The sequence below is a fragment of the Undibacterium sp. GrIS 1.2 genome (genome assembly GCF_040544435.1).
In the GTDB taxonomy this organism is placed as follows: domain Bacteria; phylum Pseudomonadota; class Gammaproteobacteria; order Burkholderiales; family Burkholderiaceae_D; genus Undibacterium.
Map to the genome: position 1 here is coordinate 1 of NZ_JBEONP010000001.1, position 22,600 is coordinate 22,600.

A 22,600-nucleotide genomic window follows, 5' to 3' on the forward strand; every position below is an offset into this window, starting at 1 on the left:
ATGGTCACATAGGGATTGACACGCCATAAAACGATAATCCGGCACAAATTCATGTCACATGTGCCGCTTCAAACAAGAAAACCAATCGCAACAGTGGCCACACCCATGCTCGACTTTACTGGTTTGGGTATTTTGCAAGAAGCTCGATGGAAAGAAAAAGCAGAGTTTAGCGATTATTTATATTGCTTATTGAGCAATTATTTTTGACTTATGTTAGTGCCTGCTAACACTGTATGGACTACTGTAGGCGACTCTAAAAAAGTCAATCGACTCCAGCAATAAAAAATGTCCTTTTATCTCACGGTTTTAAGGTGGTGCCTGTGGATAACTCTATCTGTGGGGGTTATAATCGCTCATCCAATAGCTTCCTGGTAACTTTACTTGGTTGATATTGGAAATGAAAACGCCCCAAAGACGGGAATCTGAGGGGCGTTAATTTGAAACTTAATTGATTTAAACGCAAGGCTTAAAACAAATTGTCTTTGACAGGACGACTACAAGAATATAGGTAAACCCTTAATCCGTAAATACGTTTATTTAAGTTTATTTAAGTTTGCATAAACTTAACCGGACGTTTGTGGATTTATTAGTACAATATTTTCTTGAGTTTTACACCTTTGCGTGTCCTCTTATTAAAGAAAGGGACACCGCACCATGTCAGCATTCAATCAGAAATTTATTAAACTTCCCGAAGTAATAAACACCGTAGGAAAAAGCCGTTCGTCCATTTATATGGCGATCCAAAAAGGTGAATTTCCTGCACCTATCCGCATAGGCATGCGCGCGGTCGCGTGGACTTCGGAATCAATCGCGCAATGGCAAGAGTCTTGCGTCAATGCCTCTAAACTAACCTAGAGGTCAACCATGAAAGCACACACAAAAACAGCCACCGCTCGAACGGTAGCTGCTGAAAACACACGCCCAAATTTTAACACGTTGGTAGTTCATTTATCTAAGGGCGAACCCGTCACGGACTCGCTGGCAATCTCGGATGAATTTGGACGGCGACACGACAATGTTATTCAATCGCTTGAAAATTTGGTCAAAGATGGCACGATCAACCGCCTTGATTTTAAGGTGGTTAAATATTCTGATGCAAAGGGAGAGCAACGAAAGAAAATAGAATTGTCCGAACGTGGGGCATTAATCGCCATGCCGTTTATTGGAGGGAAAAAGTCACGGCAAGGGCAAGTTATTCTCGTTAATTCGTTCCTGGCGATGCGTGCGGAAGCGGCTGGTCAAGCGCCGTGGATTGAATCACGCAAGGCGGCTGCTGTAAGTTACATCACCATGTCAGAAACATTGCAAGAGACCCGAGAGGATCAAGGCAAGGCGACTGCTGGCTATCACTACTGCAATGAAGCCAAGATGATAAACGGCATCTTATTTAATACGGTGGGCGCGGTAAATCGTAAAACGCTATCAAGCAAACAGTTGTCTTTTCTGGTGAGGGTGGAAAGTAAAAACGCTATCCTTATCGGTACGGGAAAAACATTTGCAGAGCGCAAGGCGGCATTAATTCAATATGTCGCCAAGCTCATCACAAAGGCACTTCCAAAACTGGCAGGTGCAGCATGATCGCGGCGATGAAGTATCTCATCATCAAGCTGGCATTGCTGCTGCAAGCTATCGCGGCTGCCGTGGGGGTGCGACCATGACCCAAGGATCGTACTATTTGGAAGTCAAACCATTAAGCAAGGAAACAACCAGATCACCCACAAATGAATCCGTTCTTCTTCGCGTGATGCAACATAATTTAAGAGAAATTCAGGCAGAGATAGGCATCAGGGAAGGTAGCAATATTGATGCAAGTCGCTGCCATTTAAATGAAATTGTACGGGGGCTTGGAACGGCTGCTGCCGCCGATCAATCTGCAAAATTAATGTTTGATGAAGGAGTGAAAAAGATTCGACTTAATGCCAGTCTTGGTATCGAGGTCGTAATGTCGCTTGGCTCACGATTGCGGATTGATTACAAAACATTCTTTGAGGACTGTACGAGTTGGGCTGAAAATCATTATGCCGTACCAATTCTTAGTTCAATCGTTCACAACGATGAGTCATGTCCACATTGCCATATTGTGTTGTTGCCGATCCGTGACGGGAAATTAATCGCCTCTGATTTATTGGGAGGCATGGCAGAAACATACGCAATGCAATCTAACTTTTACGCGAAGGTTGGCAAGAAGTACGGACTGGCGCAACAATCCAACAAGAAGGCAGCCAAGCGCCCTAGTAAAGCAATTGAACGTGAGATAAGGGAATTAATGTTTAACGCCTTACAGCCCGATTGCGCTTGGAATGATGAGGTTCTTCGGGCTTTGGTTAATGGAGATAGTGTCACCGTTTTGGCGCTGCTGGATATTCCAATGCCGAAAGGTGGGTTTGCCGAAATAATGACCAAGAAGGTAAAACCAGAAAAACCTATAGGACATTTCAATAAATCACCTATAGGACATTTTACGGAGAGTGATTTACCGGAATCTGAGCCAATCCAAAACGTTGATTCTGAGGGGCAAAACAAATGTCCTATCTCTGTGTATAGGACATTTGTTTCTGACACTGTTCTTTTGCCTGAATCTGAGCCAATCCAAAGCACTGAATCATCTATTCAAGGTGAAGAGATAGCGCTTTTCATCTCAGCAAACGCAGAGATAGAACCTGAGCTACTGCAAACGGTTTGCAGTGACGAGCCGATCCAAGAAGCCTATCAACGTGAGTCGGACAGCGATCAATCACCGGAATCATTCAACGAGATCACTGGTGAGTTCATCAAGATACCAAAAAAAGTATCCATGAAGCCAGCCATCAGGAAGGCTGTCGCCAACTCTTTGAACTCCAACAACAAGACCAGAACCGCACCCCGACCAACTTACCACGCAAGGAATTGAACTATGACCAAGCTAAACGAAATTAGATTGACTATTGCAAGCGAGATCAACGCCCACCACCAAGCGGCAACCAGTAAGGCAAACGAGGCAATCAATCATGCCAAAGATGCGGGCGATTTACTTTTAGAGGTTAAGAAGGCGCTACCACACGGACAATTTTCTCAATGGATGGATGAGAACATTCAGGTATCGACAAGACAAGCGCAAAGGTATATGGCGGTAGCGCAAGGAAAGCCCGTTCCAATTCGTGAACTAGCAACCAAAAACGACACCGTGTCGTATTTGACTCCACCGTCAATGTTAGACGGCGATACGCCCGCGCCTTCCTTCATTCCATTAAAAGGACATTGGTATTGGTGCGCAAGCAATGGAGGCGCTATGGATTTTGTCATCGAACAGTCAACCAGTGAAGGATACTTTTTTGTATCTCGCATTGATGATGACGGGGACACTTACAGCATAACCAGACGACCTATACGCTATGACGCAATAGAACTAATGCTGCAATTATGGGGATTAAAAGAGCCATCCAAAGCCAGTTGGCATGTGCGACCGAGCAAAGGAGTACGGGTGGCTATGGAGACATTAAGCGACGAAGAAACAATTCAAGCGTCCATAAAAGACAACGAAGATTTTCGACTGGCCAAAGGCAAGTACAGCTATTTTAGGGCATAGAACCAACCTGACAGCCAACTCCATTTTGAGGCGGCTGTTATTTCTAAACTAGGGATAAGTAGACATGACAAACGTTACCAAGATCAAGACAGGCGGGCGCAAGGCGGGCACGCCGAACAAGACTACTGCCGAGGTTAGAGCGATGGCAATGGCACATGCTGGCGATGCTATCGAATTAATCGTTAGCTTGATGAACGGCTCAGATAACGATGCAATCAAGCTACAGGCGGCAAAGGAGTTACTTGATCGGTGTTACGGCAAGACGGTAGATCATGCGCAAATGGTGAGGTATGAAGTATCGGCGGCCGTGATGGAAAGGGACAAGGGCAAGACGTTTGATCAGATCATGCAAGAAAGCTTTAACGGTCTGGTGTAATGGCCAGTCAGCAAAAGTCAGCAAGGTTATGCCAGCCTGACACGCTGGCTTTTTTCTTGGTGAGCAACTGATAATTCAAAGGTGGACGCAAGCAGCATTTGAAATGTAACTTACCCTATCCACTTTAAAATCCATAAGGGTAGGATTTGAAATCTTGACCTTCAATGAACCACCTCAAAATTGAGGCGGTGCAACGCGGTCACACGGTAGTACCGCGTTTGAAACGCGATACTCACTCGGCGACATCCGCAATTTTACGGAGACCGCATCCACCGCCTCCACAATTTTATGGAATCAAGAATCTTGTGTTTTCTTAAGGTTCAGCGGAAAAACAACACCGCATTGGTTCGCAGAATAGCCGAACGACCTTAAACACACTGCCGTAGGTGAAAGCCTATTCATTCCGAACAATAAACCCGAATTACCGCGATTATAAGTCCGCACCTGGCAACGTTGCGAGATATGGTGATGGGAGTATGTACGCCAAGGTTACGTCAAGGGTAAGGCACAACAGCGTCACCCGAATTTTTGGGCGATGACCGAGACACCCGAAACGGGGGCTTCGACTGTAGTAATTCGGAATATACCGAGAATGTCCCAAACTGAGGTTCTCTGAGCAGTACGCGCACGCACTCGAGGCTAGGCACCCTACGCTGAAATCAGCGGAGGGTTGCGCGCAATAACCTGGATACCCGATTTGCGGGTATTAAACGTGAACACAGCATACATTTGGGGCGATCCGCGCACGCGCATGAGGCATGACTCCGCAACTTTGCCGAGTCCTATTACCTCAACCCGCACGCGCGCGAGGCAACCTGATAAAACCTGACATTGCACTGCCCCCAAAATTAGGGCGAGTGTGCATGTACCAAACTATGGTTCTCACGGCACAATATTGCACCGCCAAAGTGACGGTCTGGAATGTTGGGGAATGTTGGGGTTTGCCACCTCAATTTTGAGGAGTCAGAATGCTTGCAAATGCTAAGGATTGCTAAGGTTTCCGCGCAATAACAATAAACTATTAAATAACAAATAATGATAGTTAAATATTATCAACTTTCAATTACTTGTTTATTGGTGCGATTTTGAACTGAGGGCATAAAATCAGACAAGGAAATATTTTTGACAGTATCTTTGACGGTATTTATTCATAAAGAAAAACATAGATCGTTTATCAGTATAGGTTTCAAGCCATTATTCAACTCCACCTATCCCACCAGATACACGTTCAAAGAGCTTCTTTAACGTCTTAAAACCCGCTTCTAGCCCAGTGCTGAGGCGGGTTTTTTGTTTTCTAAGCGCTTTTTAACGGCCATTTACTTCCAGCATTTTTGCATCCAGACTTGAGCACATAATCGCTTAACCCCAAAAATACTTGGATGCAAAATACCAAAACTCGCCAAACCTCTCACTGACACACAGGTCAAGAACGCTAAGCCAATCGCCAACTGCACGAACTATCACGCAGCTAACGCCTGCAACGCATCAAGGACACCCTAGCGCTGATGGTGACGAACAACGCTCAATCCACTCCATCTCAGGCGGCGAATCCTTCCTCGTTTCACTCGCGCTAGGCCTAGAATCGCTATCGTCGAACCGCGTACGCGTCGAATCGCTATTCAATCACGAAGGTTTCGGTAGCCTCGATGCAGATACTTTGAGGGTAGCTATGAATGCACTGGATGGTTTGCAGGCGAAGCGGCATAAGGTTGGGGATATTTCGCATGTGCAGGAAATGACTGAAAGGATTGCTACCAGGATTTTGTTACACAGAACGGTTGGGGACGGAGTTTGGTTGGGGTGCGGTGACGGTATATTTCTCGATTAACAATCGAATTGCAATCGTGTCATGTATAGTTCTTTGTAAGAATTTAAGTCAATTATTGAAATATTAGAAATGGCACGTTTTTTTATGTGATTTAAAATCGCTGATTTCTCTGAATGAAAATCTGAATATGATTGAGTAATTATTGAAGTTTTTTTCCCTATAAACTCAATGTAGATGTGTCTATATTAGTACTATTTCTTGACCTAATAATTTACCAACAGGTCAACTCCAATATTAACAGCAAAGTTTCTTATATTTTTAAATGAGGTAGATCAATGAGTGAACCGGAAAGAATCCCATCCCAAAATCAACGTCAACATATTAGTCTGAAAAATCTCTACCTAGATCCTAATAACTATCGATTCATTGATTCAGAAAATTATGTCCAAGTGGCTGATGACGTTGCTACCGACTCAGAGGTTCAACGACGTACGACTCAGCTTATTCTTGGGAAAAATGCAGAGAATGCGCGTGATCTTCTGGATAGTTTTCGCAAGAATGGTTTTCTCCCCGTCGATCAGATTCAGGTCCGTCGCATTGGGGACTCGGGGAAATTTCTTGTGGTTGAGGGAAATCGACGTGTCGCGATACTTAAATGGCTCCAGATCCAACATGAAATTGATGGAATTTCACTGGGGCAACTTGACATTGAAATTTTCTCCAAAGTCCCTGTGATTTACTACACTGACGTCAATGAGAGTCATCACTTAGTGTTGATGGGACTCAAACATATCAGTGGAAATAAAAAATGGCCCGCGATAAATCAAGCTGAGCTAATTCGAACTCTGCATGATACTCATCTAATGCCAGTTCAAGATATATGTCAATCTATAGGGATATCAAAACCGGAAGTCAATACAACTTTACAGACATTAGCCCTGATTGATGCGTATAAAGACAGTGATTATGGAGATCAGTTTCAAAGCGATAAGTATTCTATTTTTCGGGAAGTGATACGCAACAGAAGGATACGTAACTGGCTCCAATGGGACGACATAGAAAATAAGTCGATGTCGAAAGATAATCAAGCTCGCTTTTTCTCTTGGATCTCAGAAGAAATCTCCACAAATGAAGACGAAGAAGATAGTGACGTCATTGGGAACTACTCAAGACTCGAACCTGTATTGATAAAGTCAACTCAAATACGAGATTTAGCAAAAATCATCGACGATGAACAGGCATTGTCGAACCTTGATACGACCAGAAATCTCTCGGATGCAACTCTTTCTAGTGATGTTTTAGGAAAAGATAAGGTAAAAAATGCAATTTCCATTCTCAACCAAGAAGTTAGCGCAATTTTCAGCGTGTCGAGGTTGATAGCTGATGCAGATAGAGCTGACATCAAGCACTTAAATGAAAAATTACAAGGTCTTTTGACCCTCGGTCAAACCCAATCGGTTAGTGATTCTTCACGATCAAACTACCTAGCACCTGAATCCAAAAAGAAATTTACTAGCATTGCAATTAACAACTTTCGGCATTTTAGTGGGTTGAATTTCGAAAATTTAAACCGAATTAATATAATTGCAGGCATAAATAATGCTGGAAAAACGACCTTATTGGAAGCGGTAAAATTACTGTGTTCTTTGAATGACACTAAAGATTTTCTCGATATAATTCGACGAAGGGCTAAAGCAAGTTCGGAGCAGGTTGACATGAACTGGTTCTTGGAACAGTTTCCAAATTGCGATTTATCTGCATTTTACGATGACAAAAATGTTTCGATTAAACTCAATATGGAACAGCAGAGTATTGAGGACACGACCCACTATCTAACTTCTGCTTGTTTTGACGCGTCTTACGATTTGGAGAACTGGTCATCGCAGGTCCATTTTTTTGAGAAATATCCTCAACGAACCGAAGGTAAAGCAAGTTCAATTTGCCCTTCAGTTTTTTCAAGTCCTTTTAATGGATTAGAACCAAATTTATTGCGAGAATGCCATAGCAAAAGTCTAAAAGAAGGCAGCAAAAAAAGGGTTATAGACTTTATTCGTCAGAACATTGATTCAGATATCACGAACATTGAACAAAATGACCGGGGCCATTTTACGGTTATGCATGATCGAATTCATCCGAATCCTGACCTCACGCAGTTTGGTGAAGGACTTCAGCGCATATTTAAAATCGCCCTGCTATTTGCAGGAGCGAAAAATGGAGTATTAATTATTGATGAATTTGAAAATGCTATTCACGCATCATTGCTAGATAAAGTGGTGACATTACTTTATGAATTATCAGTCCAATTCAATGTTCAAGTGTTTATCAGTTCTCATAGCAAGGAATGTATTGATGCGTTCGCGTTATCTAAAACTATTCCATCGTCAGAAATTTCTGCATATGCCCTAGTTAAAACAGATGGAAAATTAAAGTCTCATTATTTTTCTGGTGATCGCTTGAATGATTTGGTTCAAAGTATCAATTTTGATCTGCGTGGGAAGGTGGCATCGTGAATGTACTTTTTGTATTTTGCGAAGGGCCACATGATGCCCAATTCATAGGACGTTTGATGCAAGAATCAAAGCAATATAAATCTTATGATGAGAAATTAAAGGATTACATCCAACCACTTGGGCCATTTTTTTCGCGGAAATTCTTAAGCAAGTCTGTAGATGAGCTGAGAATTGGCAAACCACACTTTCCACTAGTGCCAATCTGCGCTTACGAGACACAAGACAAAAAAACGTTGATTTTTCCGATATCAATTGGTGGCATGGATAAGTTTACACAAGCTATCGATTTAATAAAGGAGATTGAGAACTCATTTTCCACAGATGTATTAGAAACTAGTGGAAGCGCAATTAAAGATTTTTCGATCTTATTTATTTACGATGCTGATTCTAGAGGCGTTGACGACACAGTTAGACTTTTCGAGGAACGATTCAAATCACATTACGATCGAATAAGTGGTTTAACTAATTCTACCTGGATGAAACAACGCAATCACACTTTGTCTGTCTTTGTATTTACTGACACTTTAGGCGAAACGGGTGTTTTAGAAGATCTGCTTCTGGAACTGTTTCGCAATACAAATGAAATCCTTGTACGCGAAACGGAAAAACATTTTAGTACCTATTTTCCACAGCCTGCGGCCAACGCAGATGAAATAGCGCATAACGCGAAAAGAAAAAAAGGTGTGTTGGCTAGCTGCGGCCAGATGGAAACAGGAAATGCCGGGGCCGCTTTAACTGTAGTGGTTCGCGACACTAATTTGTTAAATGGTGCCTTTAATTTTTCTGATGCAAGCACCCAGTGGTCTCGTCTGCTAAAACACATAGACCAAGCATTCATATAAGTAAGGCAGTCGTAATAACTAAGCAAATTAGCCATGCAGGGTCAGGTCTTGTATTGACACGCATATTGCAATGCAGGACCTGACCCGGATTTCGAATTTAAGCTATCTAATTAAATGCGTGTCTTATGAATTTCTAAATTCCAAGGAAGCTTAGTCGCGAGCTACCACGTAAAGTCATCCGGGATCTGGAAGGCGGCATACGGATCATCCGCATCGATTTCGGTCGTTGTCTTTTTCACCCGCACCACCAGTGATGCATCGCGCTCGGCGATTTTGTCCGCGATGATACGGGGCAGTAATTCTGTTTTACCATCCAGACATACGATCACCAGTCGGCCAGCGATCAAATGTGTCTGTACCTCTGCTGACACATAGATCTTATCGATCTTGGTACCGTGAGTGTAGTAATAAGCGATGTCGCCTGCGCCCTTGCTTTGGCGATTGTTTTGCACCAACTGCACAATTTGCGCAAAAACTGCTTTTTGGCTTGCGGCTGCATCGCGCTGCGCATTGAGTTCGCGAGCGCGTTCGGCATTTTTGCGCTGCACCTCAAGCGCGGCCACACGCGCCTCATCCACGCTCTCGTTGCCAGTCCGGCGCTCGACCTTTTTCTGCTTGCTCTTTTCCTGGTGGGCCAGTTTGGCTTTGTTTTTATCGACTAGTCCCGCTTTTAAAAATTGATCTTGTAACGACGCCATCATACAACTCCGAAAAATAAGTGCCACCGGTCCACGGCAACGCTGCCGACCAATGGCAAACCGCTAGCATAGCAAAATTTGCTATGCCGCAAGGTCGTAATCCCAATAAATAGGGTGGACTTCCCCTAATTACTTAGTAAAGCTATTTCCCCGTAGGTGTGACGTAATTTTCAAAGAAAGTTATTTGGATGTGAATCTTATTTGCTGAAAATTACGTACATTAAGGGACTCGCTTTTTATTCAATCTTAGCAAGTGAATTTAAGCATTGTTACGGAACAACGGCAGTGCCTGTTTTGTCTGACGCATTCTTGTAAGCATTTTGATGTTTTAGTAACAAACCGAAAAGCGGGTCAATCTGTTGCAGCGATCACACCAAAAATTTTCCGCAGATATACTATTTTTTGAAATTTCTTTCGTAACCGTGTAGCGCGTGTAGAGAGGGCATCATATGAGCATTACTTTTAAAATTGGCGATATTGTCCAACTCCGTGATGGTGGGGAGTTGATGACGATTGAGGCTATTCTCGGCAATAAACATGATCTGGCTGAGTGTACATGGGGAGCTGGCGCGCACTCGCAATTGAAGGTATTTACGCTGGACTCGCTTGTGCATGTGACGCCTGCTGATGCTCATAAATCCAATCAAGCCGTTTCAAGATATGAAGAAGGCTTAGACCCTAACGATCTGACGGTGCAGCTATCCGAATTATTGGTTGCGACTGCGGATACGTCGGATGAGTTGATTCATCACTCGGTTCAGGAAGTCTTAAAAATTGTGCTGGAAAAACTTAAGATGGATGTTGTGTTTGTGTCTGAATTTGTGGATGGCATGCGGGTGATACGACAAGTTGAATGTCGCGACAATGCGCCGATCTTGAGTGCAGGCCAAGCTGATCCTTTGGAGGCAACATGGTGCCAACGGATTGTGGATGGACGCTTGCCACAAATTATTAATGACGCGCCGAAGCTAGCCCAAGAGATAGAAATACCGAAGACGCATCTGAAGATAGGTTCTTATCTTGCCACGCCGATTATTCTGTCTGATGGCAATGTATATGGCACATTTTGCTGCTTTAGTTCTAAGGCAGACGACAAATTGGTAGAGCGGGATTTGAAAAATCTGCAGCTGGCAGCGAAGTACGCGGCAGAAAAGCTTCAGCTCAGCTAGCTTGAAAATTAGCCTGAAAATGCGATTAAAAATTAGAACAAAGAACAGAGTAGGGTCCGGTCAACTGGCGTGATTAAGGTGATCTACTCTGCTCCGATTGTCGCTAGCTACGAATGCCTTACCCGCAGCTAGCGACATAGTCGATTTACTTCACTTCAGTCACAAACTTGTCGGTTGGGCGACGGACTTTTTTCAGGTTAACTAACCAGTCTTTGTCTTCTTCGCGATAGCCCAACGGCAAAATCACAACGCTGCGCAAACCGTGTGCTTTGAGTCCAAGGATTTCGTCAACTGCGGCAGGGTCAAAACCTTCCATCGGCGTGCTGTCAACTTCTTCAAATGCGGCGGCAATCAGTGCTGATCCCAGACCGATGTAGGCCTGGCGCGCTGCATGTTGATAATTGACTTCTGCATCGCGTTTTGGGTAGGTGTTGAGCAGCATTTGGCGATAATTTTCCCAACCTTCGTTTTTAAAATTACGAATGTCGTTGGTCAGATCAAACATCATGTTGATGCGTTCTACCGTGTAGTTGTCCCATGCGGCGAACACTAACAGGTGTGAGCAATCGGTGATCTGGCCTTGGTTCCATGCAACTGGTTTGATTTTTTCACGGACTTCTGGATTGGTAACGACGAAGATTTCGTAAGGTTGCAAACCGCTGGAAGTCGCGGTCAGGCGCGCTGCTTCCAGAATGCGGTCAACTTTTTCTTGCGGAACCGCTTTGGCAGGGTTCATCTTTTTTGCGGCATAACGCCATTCCAGCTTTTGAATTAAATCGGACATGTGAATAACTTTCGGGTTGAGATTAATGTTTGCTAATAATGATTCTTAGGGGGCTCACTAAGAGCAAACAGAGTTTTAATGACTTGTTACTTTGCCTAGTGTAACCGTGATCGAAATTAGCTGCACTGGCGCACTATTGTTCAGCTTGTGGACATCTGACGGGCATTGTTTGATCCGTCATCGCCACGATGATGGAGATAGCCATTGCCCATTTATTAGCTGCGACCAAACGTCTGACTGATATGGGTCATCGCTGGCATTTGACAAGGCTCTGCGCCCGGTTTATCTGAATCCGCCCGGCTTAGTTGAAAGCGCGTGGGAATTCCCTCGCAGGAATAATACATAAGCTAACGCATAGGCCATATATATACTCTGGGTATGTATATTTAAGTTGTCCACATACTTACTGGACAATAAGCCATATTTTTAAAAATTAAGGGGGAGTATATTTATTTAAGATCTAACTAAGCAAGTAAATCGTAAATATTTACCCGCCCGATATCACCGGTTTAAACGATAACGTCTATGGATTTAACTTAGGTAAGGACGCCATCAGATCGGCAAAACGCTGGCCCTGAATCATGATGTGACCTCTGAGCAACTCTGCTGTTAAATCGCCATTACCAGCGAGAATCGCCTGCACCACGCCGTCGTGCTCAGAAAACGATGCGCCAACTCTGTCCCTCACCCGCAATTGCAAACGCCGGTAATGCCGGAGGCGGCGATGTAAGGCGAGCGCTTGCTCAGCCAGAAAAGCATTGTGACTGCCTTTGTAGATAATCTGATGGAAGGTTTCATTGCAGTAGAAATAATCGTCAGAATTTTGTGCCAAGCTGGCGTCCTTACATGCCTGATGTGCTGCCAGCAGGTTCTGATGTTCCTCTACGGTCATGCGTCTGGCGGCGAGTCTGCCGCACATCGCTTCAAACTCAGCCATGACTTCAAACATTTCTACCAATTGCTGCGGCCCCAGTTCTGCCACAACCGCACCGCGCCTGGGGCGAATAACGACAATCCCCATTGATGCCAGCTGAATCAGAGTTTCTCTGATCGGCGTGCGTGATACGCCAAACTGCGTTGCTAGTTCGGTCTCATCCAGATGCTGCCCAGGAAGCAGCGTCCCTACAGCGATCATTTCTTCAATCGATTCCCGTAAGGATTCCGAGCGATTTTTATTATCGGCCTTATCACTAAGCTTATCGCTGCTTTTGTTACCGATTTTATTAATAGTGTCGACGATAGACAAATGGTATCCCTGGTAAATTTTTTCTTATTATAAAAAACAATTTGTACTTGCATTGCATTTATTAAGTATATATCTTGTATACATAAAAAGAAACCTTGCATGCAAATAGATAAAAATCATTGTAATGCTCTCAACCTTAGTTGCAACCTCAGTTGCAACTTTACTATCCAGCAGGAGACAGAATGTCCACATTATCCAAACGCAGAACCGTCCTCGGTGCTATGGCATCCATTGCCGCTACCCCGCTACTTTCTATGCAAACAGCCTGGGCGCAAACGTCCACTTTAAAAATATCGCATCAGTTCCCTGGCGGCACAGTGACTGAAGGCGATTTTAGAGACCGCTTGTGCCGTATGTTTGCAGCCGAAGTCGAAAAGCGGTCGAAAGGTAGCCTGAAGTTTGAGATTTACCCCGGATCGTCTCTGATGAAGACCAATGCTCAGTTCTCTTCCATGCGCAAAGGTGCATTAGATTTGTCGCTGGTGCCGCTGTCCTATGCCGGTGGAGAAGTGCCAGAGGTCAATATCGGACTGATGCCTGGTCTGGTGACTTCGTATGAACAGGGCTACGGCTGGAAAAACGCTGAGGTCGGTAAAGAGTTAAACCGCATTTTGCTAGACAAAGGCATTGTCGTCGTCAGCTGGATCTGGCAAGCAGGCGGTGTTGCATCCCGTGGCAAACCGATTATCGATCCGGATGATGCAAAGGGAATGAAGATACGCGGAGGCTCCCGCGAGATGGATTTGATTTTGAAAGCAGCCGGTGCGGCGGTGGTGTCCCTGCCCTCCAATGAGATCTATGCCGCGATGCAAACCGGTGCGATGGATGCGGCACTGACCTCGTCCACTTCATTGATTTCGTTTCGCTTGGAGGAGGTATCTAAAGCATTGACCACCGGTCGTGCAGGTGCTTACTGGTTTATGTTTGAGCCGCTAATGATGTCGAAAGCAATCTTTGACAAACTCAGCAAAGAACAACAAACGACGATCATGGCAGTCGGCGCAGAGATGGAAGCCTTCGCCCGTAAATCTGCGCAGCTAGATGATTCGCTGGTCGCTGCGGTGTACCAAAAAGCAGGCGCAAAAGTGGCTGATCTCAACCCGGCTGCTTTAAAGAAGTGGCAATCAATCGCTCGCACGACGGCGTGGAAAGACTATGGCGAGAAAAATGAGAACTGCGCCAAATTGCTGAAGCTGGCGGAGAAAACTCTATGAGCCACGGCTTTGAGTTAGAGCCTGCCAAAGGACCGGCAGTGCCGGATAATAAGATCGTTGCAGGCATATCTTGGGCAATGGATAAATTCAATATGTTGCTCATGAATTTATCCTTGCTAGCATTGGTATTAACTGCCTGCGTACTCACCTATTCGGTGGTCAGCCGGTATTTTTTTAACGCACCGACCGATTGGCAGGATGAAGCATCGGTGTTCATGCTGGTCGGTGTCACTTTTTTCTGTACCGCTTATGTACAGTCATTTCGCGGACATATCGGGATTGAAGCGCTGTCTTCATTGCTGCCAGCGCGGGTAAATGCATTTCGTATGTTGTTAGTGGATGTATTGTCGTTTTTGTTTTGCTTGTTCTTCTCATGGAAATCCTGGACCTTATGGCATGAAGCCTTTGTCGATGGCCAGACCACCACCTCCACTTTTGCACCACCGCTATGGATACCTTACGGAATGATGGCGTTTGGTATGAGCTTACTGACGTTACAGATTTTTGTGCAGGTATTAGCGCGAGTGACTAACGCATCGCCAGCAAAACGGAGCGACATATGAGCCCGCTAACATTAGGCGCGTTATACGGCGCCGTGACATTGGTAGTGATGTTTTCCGGCATGCCGATTGCATTTGCGCTAGGCATCGTCGCTACCAGTTTTATGTATTTTTTTATGCCTGCAACCTCGCTCGATACCGTGACCCAAAACGTGTATGAAGAAATGGCATCCATCACCTTATTGTCGATCCCGCTATTCATCTTAAAAGGTGCGGCTATCGGCAAATCTCCAGCTGGTAAAGACCTCTATTCTGCGATCCATACCTGGTTACACAAAGTACCTGGCGGTCTTGGCATTGCCAACGTGGTTGCATGCGCTTTATTTGCGGCAATGGCTGGCTCATCACCTGCAACTTGTTCTGCAATTGGCTCTGCGGGGATTCCTGAAATGCGCAGACGTGGTTATTCGCCTGGCTTTGCAGCAGGCATCATTGCGGCGGGTGGCACCTTGGGCATTTTATTACCGCCATCGATCACGATGATTTTGTATGCGGTCGCTGCGGAACAATCTTTGGGCCGTTTGTTTTTAGCAGGCGTCGGTCCTGGTGTGTTGCTGGTATTTTTATTTGCTGGTTATGCCGTGTATCGGGCACGCAAAGAATATCGTATGGCATTAGCGGTATTCAATCAGACCGGGACTGGATCTGCCTATCTTGAAAAAGAACATTTCACACTAGCGCAAAAAGTAGAAATGCTGCCACGTGTATTGCCCTTCGTCATTTTACTGATCGGTGTGATGGTTGCGCTGTATGGTGGCTTTGCGACACCATCAGAAACCGCAGGTCTGGGCGCGTTATTAGCGCTGGCTTTAATCGCCATTGTGTACGGTGTATGGCGACCAAAAGATTTGCGTCCGATTCTGACATCAACCGTCAAAGAATCCACCATGCTGCTACTGATCATTGGCATGTCCTTACTCTATTCCTATGTGATGAGCTATTTACATATCAGCCAGTCTGCGGCGCAATGGGTTGTTGATATGCATTTATCAAAATGGGTGTTACTGGCGGTGATACTCACGATGGTGATTGTGTTTGGCTTTTTCTTACCGCCGGTATCGATTATTTTGATGACCGCTCCGATTATTTTGCCGCCGCTAAAAGCCGCAGGTTTTGATCTGATCTGGTTTGGGATTGTCATGACAGTGGTGATGGAAATGGGACTAATCCATCCACCCGTTGGTTTAAATATTTTTGTGATTAAGAACATCGCACCAGATATCCCGCTAAAGGATGTGATCCGGGGCGTGATGCCATTTGTCGCGCTGATGTTTCTGGCAGTACTGTTGTTGTGCTTGTTTCCAGGGATTTCAACGGGCTTGCCTACCATGATTATGGGAGCGAAATGAGTCAATTTTCTGATGCTCATATAAATGAACGATCAAGTGCGCGACCCACTGCGTGGAATAGTTTGCAAGATAATCGACGTCAACGTCTGCAGCGCGCCCGGTCGTCGCTGGGTGAAGCCTTAAACGGTAAAGTTTTGCCAGCCTCACGTATCGCTGATTTACTGCATCAGGTATTGGAATGCGGTGATCGGGTCTGCCTTGAAGGAAATAATCAAAAGCAAGCTGATTTTTTAGGCAAAGCGCTGGCAACGCTTGACCCGACAAAAATCAATCAACTCCACATGCTGCAATCAGTCATCGCCTTGCCCGAGCATCTGGATGTATTTGAACGCGGCATTGCATCAAAGCTGGACTTTTCTTTTTCAGGCCCACAGGCCGGACGAGTCGCTAAACTGGTCAGCTCAGGCAAGTTAAACATCGGTGCGATCCATACTTATCTCGAATTATTTGGTCGCTACTTTATCGACCTGACACCCCGCGTCTGTCTGATCGCAGCGGAGGCGGCAGATCGTCACGGTAATTTATACACGGGACCTAATACAGAAGATACACCCGCCATCGTCGAGGCTACCGCATTTAAAAATGGCATCGTGATTGTGCAAGTGAATCAGATTGTCGATGTACTACCGCGAGTAGATATTCCGGGCGACTGGGTTGATTTTGTCGTGCAAGCACCTAATCCATATTACATAGAACCTTTATTCACACGTGACCCAGCGCAGATTTCAGAGATACAAGTTCTGATGGCGATGATGGCGATCAAAGGTATTTACGCGGAGTATGGCGTACAAAGACTCAATCACGGTATCGGCTTCGATACCGCCGCCATCGAATTATTGTTACCAACCTATGCAGAGTCACTGGGACTCAAAGGTAAAATCGGACGTCATTGGGCACTCAATCCCCACCCTGCTTTAATCCCCGCGATTGAGGCTGGCTTTGTCGAATCTGTTTATTCCTTCGGCTCAGAACTAGGTATGGAAGACTATATCCGTGCCCGGCCCGATGTGTTCTTTGTCGGACCTGACGGCTCAATGCGCAGTAATCGCGCCCTATGCCAAGCAGCGGGACAATATGCCTGCGATATGTTCATCGGTTCGACTTTGCAAATTGATTTACAAGGCAATTCCTCCACCGCGACCTTGGGACGAATCGCGGGCTTTGGCGGTGCGCCGAATATGGGCGCAGATGCACGTGGCAGACGACACGCCAGCCCGGCATGGTTAAAAGCCGGACAGCAAGCGCGGGAAGGGAAAATTCTGATCCCGCGCGGACAAAAATTAGTCGTACAAATTGTCGAAACCTTTCGCGAACATATGCAACCAGCCTTCGTCGAAAAACTCGATGCATGGGAACTAGCGGAACAAGCCAAAATGGCGATTCCACCTGTCATGATTTATGGCGATGACGTGACACATATTTTGACGGAAGAAGGCATCGCAAATCTCTTATTGTGCCGCACGGATGAAGAGCGCGAACAGGCAATCCGTGGTGTGGCAGGCTATACCGCCGTTGGCATCGCACGCGACAAGCGTATGGTAGAAAATTTACGCGATCGCGGCATCATTCAGCGCGCCGAGGACATTGGCATTGATAAACGTCAGGCCACCCGTAGTTTGCTCGCCGCAAAATCGATGAAAGATCTGGTGCGCGCCTCTGGCGGTTTGTATAACCCGCCAAAGCGTTTTAGAAATTGGTAGGCGGATAGTAGAAAAGAATAATAGAAGTGAATAGCTGAGAAGAAAGCCGCAATGGAAACCTTAAATTATCGATTCGAAAATGGCAACCGTCATTTAAATAATACGGCTGAACTGGTAGGCGTTGTCAGTTCCGGCAATCTGGAGGTGCTGATTGAAAGCACTCCACAAAATGGTGCCTGCACAATCGAAATCAAAACAGCCGCCACCGGCTTTGGTGCAATCTGGCAAGCGGTTATGCAAGACTTCCACAACCGCTGGCAGCTTACCGAGACCCGCATTACGATTAACGATATGGGCGCGACGCCTGCGGTCGTGAGTCTGCGTCTGGATCAAGCGGTTGAAGCTATGCTAGGAAAAACTGCCGGAGAAGCCTCATGAGTTATCTGGAATCCAATGCGCGTGAGCGAGTGCATGCCTTATTTGATGCGAATAGTTTTGAAGAATTTTTACCGCCTTCGGCACGTGTCGTCAGCCCCCATTTAGGACAACTGAATGCTCCTGTGTCATTTGATGATGGCGTGGTCATCGGCAGTGCACGACTGGGTGGAAAAACTGTCTTCATCGCTGCACAAGAAGGTGGCTTCATGGGCGGCGCCGTCGGTGAAGTGCATGGCGCAAAACTCGTCGGGATGTTACGTCGTGCCGTTGCAGAACATGCCCATGCAGTTGTGTTGTTGCTTGAATCAGGTGGCGTCCGCTTACACGAGGCCAATGCGGGGCTGATCGCTGTATCAGAAGTCATGCGGGCGGTGTTGGATACGCGTGCCGCTGGCGTCCCGGTAGTCGTATTAATCGGCGGCTCGAACGGTTGTTTTGGCGGTATGGGCATCGTTGCCCGCTGTGCAAATATCATCGTCATGTCAGAAGAAGCACGTCTTGCGATGTCAGGTCCAGAAGTGATTGAAACAGCCAATGGTGTAGAAGAATTTGATTCGCGTGACAGAGCACTGGTGTGGCGCACGACAGGTGGTAAGCATCGATTTTTATTAGGTGATTGTCAGATGATCGTTGCAGATTCTGTCCCAGCATTCCGCGATGCTGCGATTGCTGCAATCGATACTTGCAACCAGCAAGAGGTGGAGTTAACACTGGCGGCGCTAGAACAAGAGCAAAGTCTGCTCACGCAACGTATAAGCCAATTTGGTGAGCTGATTGATCCGCTAGATATCTGGCGCAAGTTAGGTGTTGCCGAGCCAGAACTGCTTCCGCTATTAGAGGTGGATCAGTTCATTACGACGGTTGATCATCTACGTTTAGGAGCGCGGTAATGGTACAGCCTGTCAATTCTGAAACGCAGTTATCAGCAAAAGCATCGGCAGTAGCGCCATCCATACATTGGCAAACGATCGCGACTAAGCTATTTCCGCTCGGCCATACGATTACAGAACTCGATCATTTCTTATCAGGTAGCGCCCAGACCAGCATCGGCACTATTGCCGTCGTCGGCACCTGCGAGCACGAGCCAATTGGTGTTGAAATCGCGCTGGCACAAGCCCGCTTTGTTCTTGATACGGTGCGCGAACATCCGCAGCGTCCGATCTTGATTATGGTCGATACGCAAGGACAACGTTTACGTCACCGTGATGAGATGCTGGGGATTAATAGCTACATGGCACATTTAGGAAAATGCGTCGATCTGGCCCGGCGTCAAGGCCATCCCATACTTGGTCTGGTGTATGACCAGGCTTTGTCAGGTGGATTTATTACCAGTGGCTTAATGGCGGATGCCTGTTATGCCTTGCCAGATTCTACTATCCGGGTCATGGGCTTGCCCGCTATGGCGAGGATCACTAAAGTGCCGGAAGAACGATTAATTGCCCTCGCTAGTAGCAATCCGGTTTTTGCACCAGGTCCAGAAAATTATTTACGTATGGGTGGCATTGAGGCGATCTGGCACGATAATTTATCTGCTCAATTAGAACTGGCGTTACAACAACAAGTGGATGGTAATCGAGGCGGCGATCAGCGTAGTGGTTTAGGGTTGGCACGCAGCGGCCGTAAGCTGGCTCAACCTGTAATCGATGCAATACTTTCTGGCAAAAATAGTCTGGCATCATGATGTCACGGCATGATCTGGTCTGGCTATCCGATCGAGGCTGGCAGCAGCTTATTGACCAGCTTAGTGGTCAACGTAGTAGTCAGCTTATTGTTCAACCGAGTATGACTGCGGCCGACGATCAGCTAGAAGCCGTCAAGCTTTGGCAAAACCAAGACTGGCCATTGGTCGTTAGGCGTGCTGATGCTGATATCGGTGTCAACACGGATCAAATCTGCTTAGGGCTAGCTATGCCACCGCATCCGTTAACTGGTGAGAAAAGACGAATCGCTTTGCGTTGCGCCGTCACTGATATCAAAAAAACGACACCAGCACTACCTTTATCATCCGTCATCAGCGCTGCGCCTGGCGAATGGCAGCAAGGCTTAGCCGAGCTAGCCTTGCAAGCAAATAATTTACGCCTTCATGTCTTCGGATCACTCGCTTTACAAACACTGACTAAGCAGATTTATCTGAGTACGACATCGGATATTGATGTCCTTTTTTATCCTGAAAATATCGAGCAATTGCAGACTGGATTATTGCTATTATCAGAATCTGCCAAAATCCTACCGCTAGACGGAGAAATTATTTTCCCGGGCGACCAGGCCGTATCATGGAAAGAATGGCTTAGCGCTATAGACCGGCAAGCACATGTATTAGTGAAAGAAATGCATACCGTACGGTTAGCGTCCACAGCCTCATTGCTGAGCAGTCTGGGAAAAAAGTCATGCGTCAAATCAGTATAGAGATAGTGCCGAAGATGCCGGCATTGATGTCGCAAGCTTATCGTGACGACGCTGAGAAAATCAGTGTTGATGTTGCTCATCGCGACTTTGCGGCATTACTTGCGCGTCAGGCCGTGCGCTGTTTGTACACAGAATTATCGCTATACCCCAAACCAGGTTTGGTGTCGTTGGTAGATAGCGGCAGTCATCAAGATATGACCGCCAGTACCTTTATGCGCAGCCTGTTTTCTTTACGTGGCTACTATAAAGAAATTAGCTTAGCAGGTATGACTGGAGCTTCTTTTAATTCACTAAAAAAGCTGGGCATCGTCGCTGAAAAAAAGATGATGCAGGCCACCGCGGGGATTAATACCCATCGTGGCGCAATCTTTAGCCTAGGCTTACTTTGCGCCGCTATCGGGCATGCTAAAGTTCAACGACAGTTACTATCACCAGCTAGTATCCGCCACACTTTATTAACATGCTGGGGTGATGAATTACAAAGGCACATGCAAGTTCCATCTGTAGAGTTAAGTTCTCCATCTTACGGTGTTAAGGTTGGTGTGCTACATGGTGCAAGTGGCGCCCGTGAAGAGGCCGCCCTTGGCCTGCCATCCGTATTTGAGATTGGTGTACCCGCGTTACAAGCAACCCTCGCTGCCGGGCGCAGTATCTACCATGCAAAAATTGATGCCCTGTTCGCCTTAATGGCGTATATCAGCGACACCAATGTCTACCATCGTGGCGGTGCAGAAGGTGCGGCCATCGTCAAACATCAGGCGCAACATTTTATGAGCCTTGGTGGAACCGCTCATCCAGATTGGTACGCACACGGCTTAGCTTGTCATCGCATTTTTATCGCTAAAAAATTATCCCCCGGAGGCGCTGCGGATTTGCTTGCTGCGAGCTGCCTGGTGCATGCAATAAGTTCCGATGCAATCACTGCTAATAGAATGCGCGCTAACGATAGTGAGAACAAATTAGGACTTACACAAAATTGTCGCTGCAACGCCGCTGAGGCAGTTTTGGATAAGTCGAAAAAATGACGGATCGGCTGCTCATTCTGTGCTCGGGGCAAGGTAATCAGACATCGGCGATGTTTGATCTGGCGCGCACAAACGACAAGGCCCGAGCCTTGATCGACAGCTTTGATCTGCCCTTTGATGCCATCGCATCGACGCCGCAGCTCTTATTCGCTAACCGTATCGCGCAACCGATGATTGTTGCCAGCGCGCTCGGTATTTGGGAAGCGATCAAACAGCGCATACCTGCACCGAGTCTGGTTGCCGGTTACAGCATAGGTGAGCTTGCAGCGTACAGCGTGGCGGGCATGCTCGGCGCTAAACAAGCGGTAGACTTAGCGAGAAACCGAGCGAGCTTAATGGATACCTGTCTGGCAGAATCGCCGCAACAGACTCTGGCAGCGATCAGCGGTTTGTCCATTAACAGAATCCAAGAGTTGATTCATCCATTTGATTTTCAATTGGCTATCATCACCGGCGAAGATAGTTGCATTACAGGCGGACAACAATCGGCATTTCCATCGGTGGGTCAAGTAGTTCAAGCCGCGGGCGGAAAAATACAGTCATTACCCATTGATATCGCATCCCACACTTCCAAGATGGCACATGCGGTTTCTCCTTTTTTCACTGCGCTGCAAGACATCAATTTTACGGTGGCTAGCTGTCCCGTCTTATCAGGGATAGCGGCAGTTCCGATCACCGATAAGACAATCGCCATCACGCATTTATCACGTCAGTTAGCAGAACCTATCCAATGGAGTGATTGCATGGATGCCTGTGCTGAAGCTGGCGTAACCGTCGCGCTAGAATTAGGGCCAGGCTCTGCTTTATCGCGCATGCTACAAACACGGCATCCACAGATTGCGTGCCGTTCGGTGGCTGATTTCCGAAGCATCGATGGCATCATCACATGGTTAAAGCGTCAGTTTGATTGAAAGCCTATTCTAGTAAGAAACGTAAAATAAGTCATGCATTTCAAACGGAAATTTCACCCAAAATGTAAGCTACTAATCCACCCACCGTCTGAGGAGACA

At 46.3% G+C, this 22,600-nt stretch carries 22 protein-coding genes; 19 read left to right on the forward strand and 3 right to left on the reverse strand.

Features of this window, described 5'->3' with window-relative positions:
* The first annotated feature begins 654 nt into the window (after positions 1-654).
* The 8 genes from AAKU61_RS00005 to AAKU61_RS00040 all read left to right on the forward strand — a co-directional run bounded on the left by AAKU61_RS00005 (position 655) and on the right by AAKU61_RS00040 (position 9,061).
* Positions 655-855 carry a helix-turn-helix transcriptional regulator gene (locus AAKU61_RS00005; RefSeq protein WP_354328704.1) on the forward strand — a complete coding sequence of 67 codons (201 nt, stop codon included), beginning with the start codon at positions 655-657 and terminating at the stop codon, positions 853-855.
* A gap of 9 nt (positions 856-864) precedes the next feature.
* Positions 865-1,578 (forward strand): Rha family transcriptional regulator, encoded by a 714-nt coding sequence (locus AAKU61_RS00010; RefSeq protein WP_354328705.1) that lies wholly within the window; start codon positions 865-867, stop codon positions 1,576-1,578.
* Positions 1,526-2,890 carry a plasmid recombination protein gene (locus AAKU61_RS00015; RefSeq protein WP_354328706.1) on the forward strand — a complete coding sequence of 455 codons (1,365 nt, stop codon included), beginning with the start codon at positions 1,526-1,528 and terminating at the stop codon, positions 2,888-2,890. Before AAKU61_RS00010 ends, AAKU61_RS00015 begins: the two co-directional genes overlap by 53 nt.
* A gap of 3 nt (positions 2,891-2,893) precedes the next feature.
* Positions 2,894-3,565 (forward strand): DUF3102 domain-containing protein, encoded by a 672-nt coding sequence (locus AAKU61_RS00020; protein ID WP_354328707.1) that lies wholly within the window; start codon positions 2,894-2,896, stop codon positions 3,563-3,565.
* Positions 3,566-3,629: 64 nt separating this feature from the next.
* Positions 3,630-3,941 (forward strand): hypothetical protein, encoded by a 312-nt coding sequence (locus AAKU61_RS00025; RefSeq protein WP_354328708.1) that lies wholly within the window; start codon positions 3,630-3,632, stop codon positions 3,939-3,941.
* 1,375 nt (positions 3,942-5,316) lie between these two features.
* Entirely contained in the window at positions 5,317-5,769 is a 453-nt protein-coding gene (locus AAKU61_RS00030; protein WP_503012559.1) for a P-loop NTPase family protein, read from the forward strand.
* 275 nt (positions 5,770-6,044) lie between these two features.
* The gene (locus tag AAKU61_RS00035) at positions 6,045-8,219 is read left to right on the forward strand and encodes an AAA family ATPase (RefSeq protein ID WP_354328709.1); all 2,175 of its coding nucleotides are present in this window, start codon (positions 6,045-6,047) and stop codon (positions 8,217-8,219) included.
* On the forward strand, positions 8,216-9,061 hold the full coding sequence (locus tag AAKU61_RS00040; RefSeq protein WP_354328710.1) for a hypothetical protein: 846 nt from the start codon (positions 8,216-8,218) through the stop codon (positions 9,059-9,061). The genes AAKU61_RS00035 and AAKU61_RS00040 overlap by 4 nt, the downstream gene beginning before the upstream one ends.
* Positions 9,062-9,222: 161 nt before the next feature.
* Here the strand turns inward: AAKU61_RS00040 and AAKU61_RS00045 are convergent, their stop codons facing one another.
* Complete coding sequence (locus AAKU61_RS00045; protein WP_354328868.1) at positions 9,223-9,759, reverse strand: DUF2058 domain-containing protein; 537 nt, start codon at positions 9,757-9,759, stop codon at positions 9,223-9,225.
* Positions 9,760-10,208: 449 nt separating this feature from the next.
* On the opposite strand from AAKU61_RS00045, the gene AAKU61_RS00050 reads away from it, so the two are divergent.
* A complete protein-coding gene (locus AAKU61_RS00050) occupies positions 10,209-10,928 on the forward strand; it encodes a DUF2158 domain-containing protein (protein ID WP_354328711.1) in 720 nt (239 codons plus the stop codon).
* 145 nt (positions 10,929-11,073) lie between these two features.
* Here AAKU61_RS00050 and AAKU61_RS00055 read toward each other — a convergent pair whose 3' ends face one another.
* Both AAKU61_RS00055 and AAKU61_RS00060 read right to left on the reverse strand, forming a co-directional pair.
* Positions 11,074-11,712 carry an NAD(P)H-dependent oxidoreductase gene (locus AAKU61_RS00055; protein WP_322119968.1) on the reverse strand — a complete coding sequence of 213 codons (639 nt, stop codon included), beginning with the start codon at positions 11,710-11,712 and terminating at the stop codon, positions 11,074-11,076.
* A gap of 523 nt (positions 11,713-12,235) precedes the next feature.
* Positions 12,236-12,931 (reverse strand): GntR family transcriptional regulator, encoded by a 696-nt coding sequence (locus AAKU61_RS00060; RefSeq protein WP_354328869.1) that lies wholly within the window; start codon positions 12,929-12,931, stop codon positions 12,236-12,238.
* Positions 12,932-13,140: 209 nt separating this feature from the next.
* Between AAKU61_RS00060 and AAKU61_RS00065 the strand changes: the two genes are divergently transcribed.
* The 10 genes from AAKU61_RS00065 (at position 13,141) to AAKU61_RS00110 (ending at position 22,501) form a co-directional block, all read left to right on the forward strand.
* The gene (locus AAKU61_RS00065; RefSeq protein WP_354328712.1) at positions 13,141-14,172 is read left to right on the forward strand and encodes a TRAP transporter substrate-binding protein; all 1,032 of its coding nucleotides are present in this window, start codon (positions 13,141-13,143) and stop codon (positions 14,170-14,172) included.
* Positions 14,169-14,735, forward strand: coding sequence for a TRAP transporter small permease (locus AAKU61_RS00070; RefSeq protein WP_323492459.1), 567 nt, complete (start codon positions 14,169-14,171; stop codon positions 14,733-14,735). The genes AAKU61_RS00065 and AAKU61_RS00070 overlap by 4 nt, the downstream gene beginning before the upstream one ends.
* Positions 14,732-16,081 (forward strand): TRAP transporter large permease, encoded by a 1,350-nt coding sequence (locus AAKU61_RS00075; RefSeq protein WP_354328713.1) that lies wholly within the window; start codon positions 14,732-14,734, stop codon positions 16,079-16,081. The genes AAKU61_RS00070 and AAKU61_RS00075 overlap by 4 nt, the downstream gene beginning before the upstream one ends.
* On the forward strand, positions 16,078-17,781 hold the full coding sequence (gene mdcA / locus AAKU61_RS00080; RefSeq protein ID WP_354328714.1) for a malonate decarboxylase subunit alpha: 1,704 nt from the start codon (positions 16,078-16,080) through the stop codon (positions 17,779-17,781). The genes AAKU61_RS00075 and mdcA overlap by 4 nt, the downstream gene beginning before the upstream one ends.
* Positions 17,782-17,832: 51 nt before the next feature.
* Positions 17,833-18,159, forward strand: coding sequence for a malonate decarboxylase acyl carrier protein (gene mdcC, locus AAKU61_RS00085; RefSeq protein WP_354328715.1), 327 nt, complete (start codon positions 17,833-17,835; stop codon positions 18,157-18,159).
* Positions 18,156-19,049: a biotin-independent malonate decarboxylase subunit beta gene (locus AAKU61_RS00090; protein ID WP_354328716.1), complete on the forward strand. Its 894-nt coding sequence runs from the start codon at positions 18,156-18,158 to the stop codon at positions 19,047-19,049. The genes mdcC and AAKU61_RS00090 overlap by 4 nt, the downstream gene beginning before the upstream one ends.
* A 62-nt stretch (positions 19,050-19,111) precedes the next feature.
* Positions 19,112-19,840, forward strand: coding sequence for a biotin-independent malonate decarboxylase subunit gamma (locus tag AAKU61_RS00095; protein WP_354328870.1), 729 nt, complete (start codon positions 19,112-19,114; stop codon positions 19,838-19,840).
* Positions 19,837-20,565, forward strand: a complete 729-nt coding sequence (gene mdcG / locus AAKU61_RS00100; RefSeq protein ID WP_354328717.1) for a malonate decarboxylase holo-[acyl-carrier-protein] synthase — start codon at positions 19,837-19,839, stop codon at positions 20,563-20,565. Before AAKU61_RS00095 ends, mdcG begins: the two co-directional genes overlap by 4 nt.
* Complete coding sequence (gene mdcB, locus AAKU61_RS00105) at positions 20,547-21,590, forward strand: triphosphoribosyl-dephospho-CoA synthase MdcB (protein ID WP_354328718.1); 1,044 nt, start codon at positions 20,547-20,549, stop codon at positions 21,588-21,590. Before mdcG ends, mdcB begins: the two co-directional genes overlap by 19 nt.
* Positions 21,587-22,501 carry an ACP S-malonyltransferase gene (locus AAKU61_RS00110; protein WP_354328719.1) on the forward strand — a complete coding sequence of 305 codons (915 nt, stop codon included), beginning with the start codon at positions 21,587-21,589 and terminating at the stop codon, positions 22,499-22,501. The genes mdcB and AAKU61_RS00110 overlap by 4 nt, the downstream gene beginning before the upstream one ends.
* The last annotated feature ends 99 nt before the right edge of the window (positions 22,502-22,600 follow it).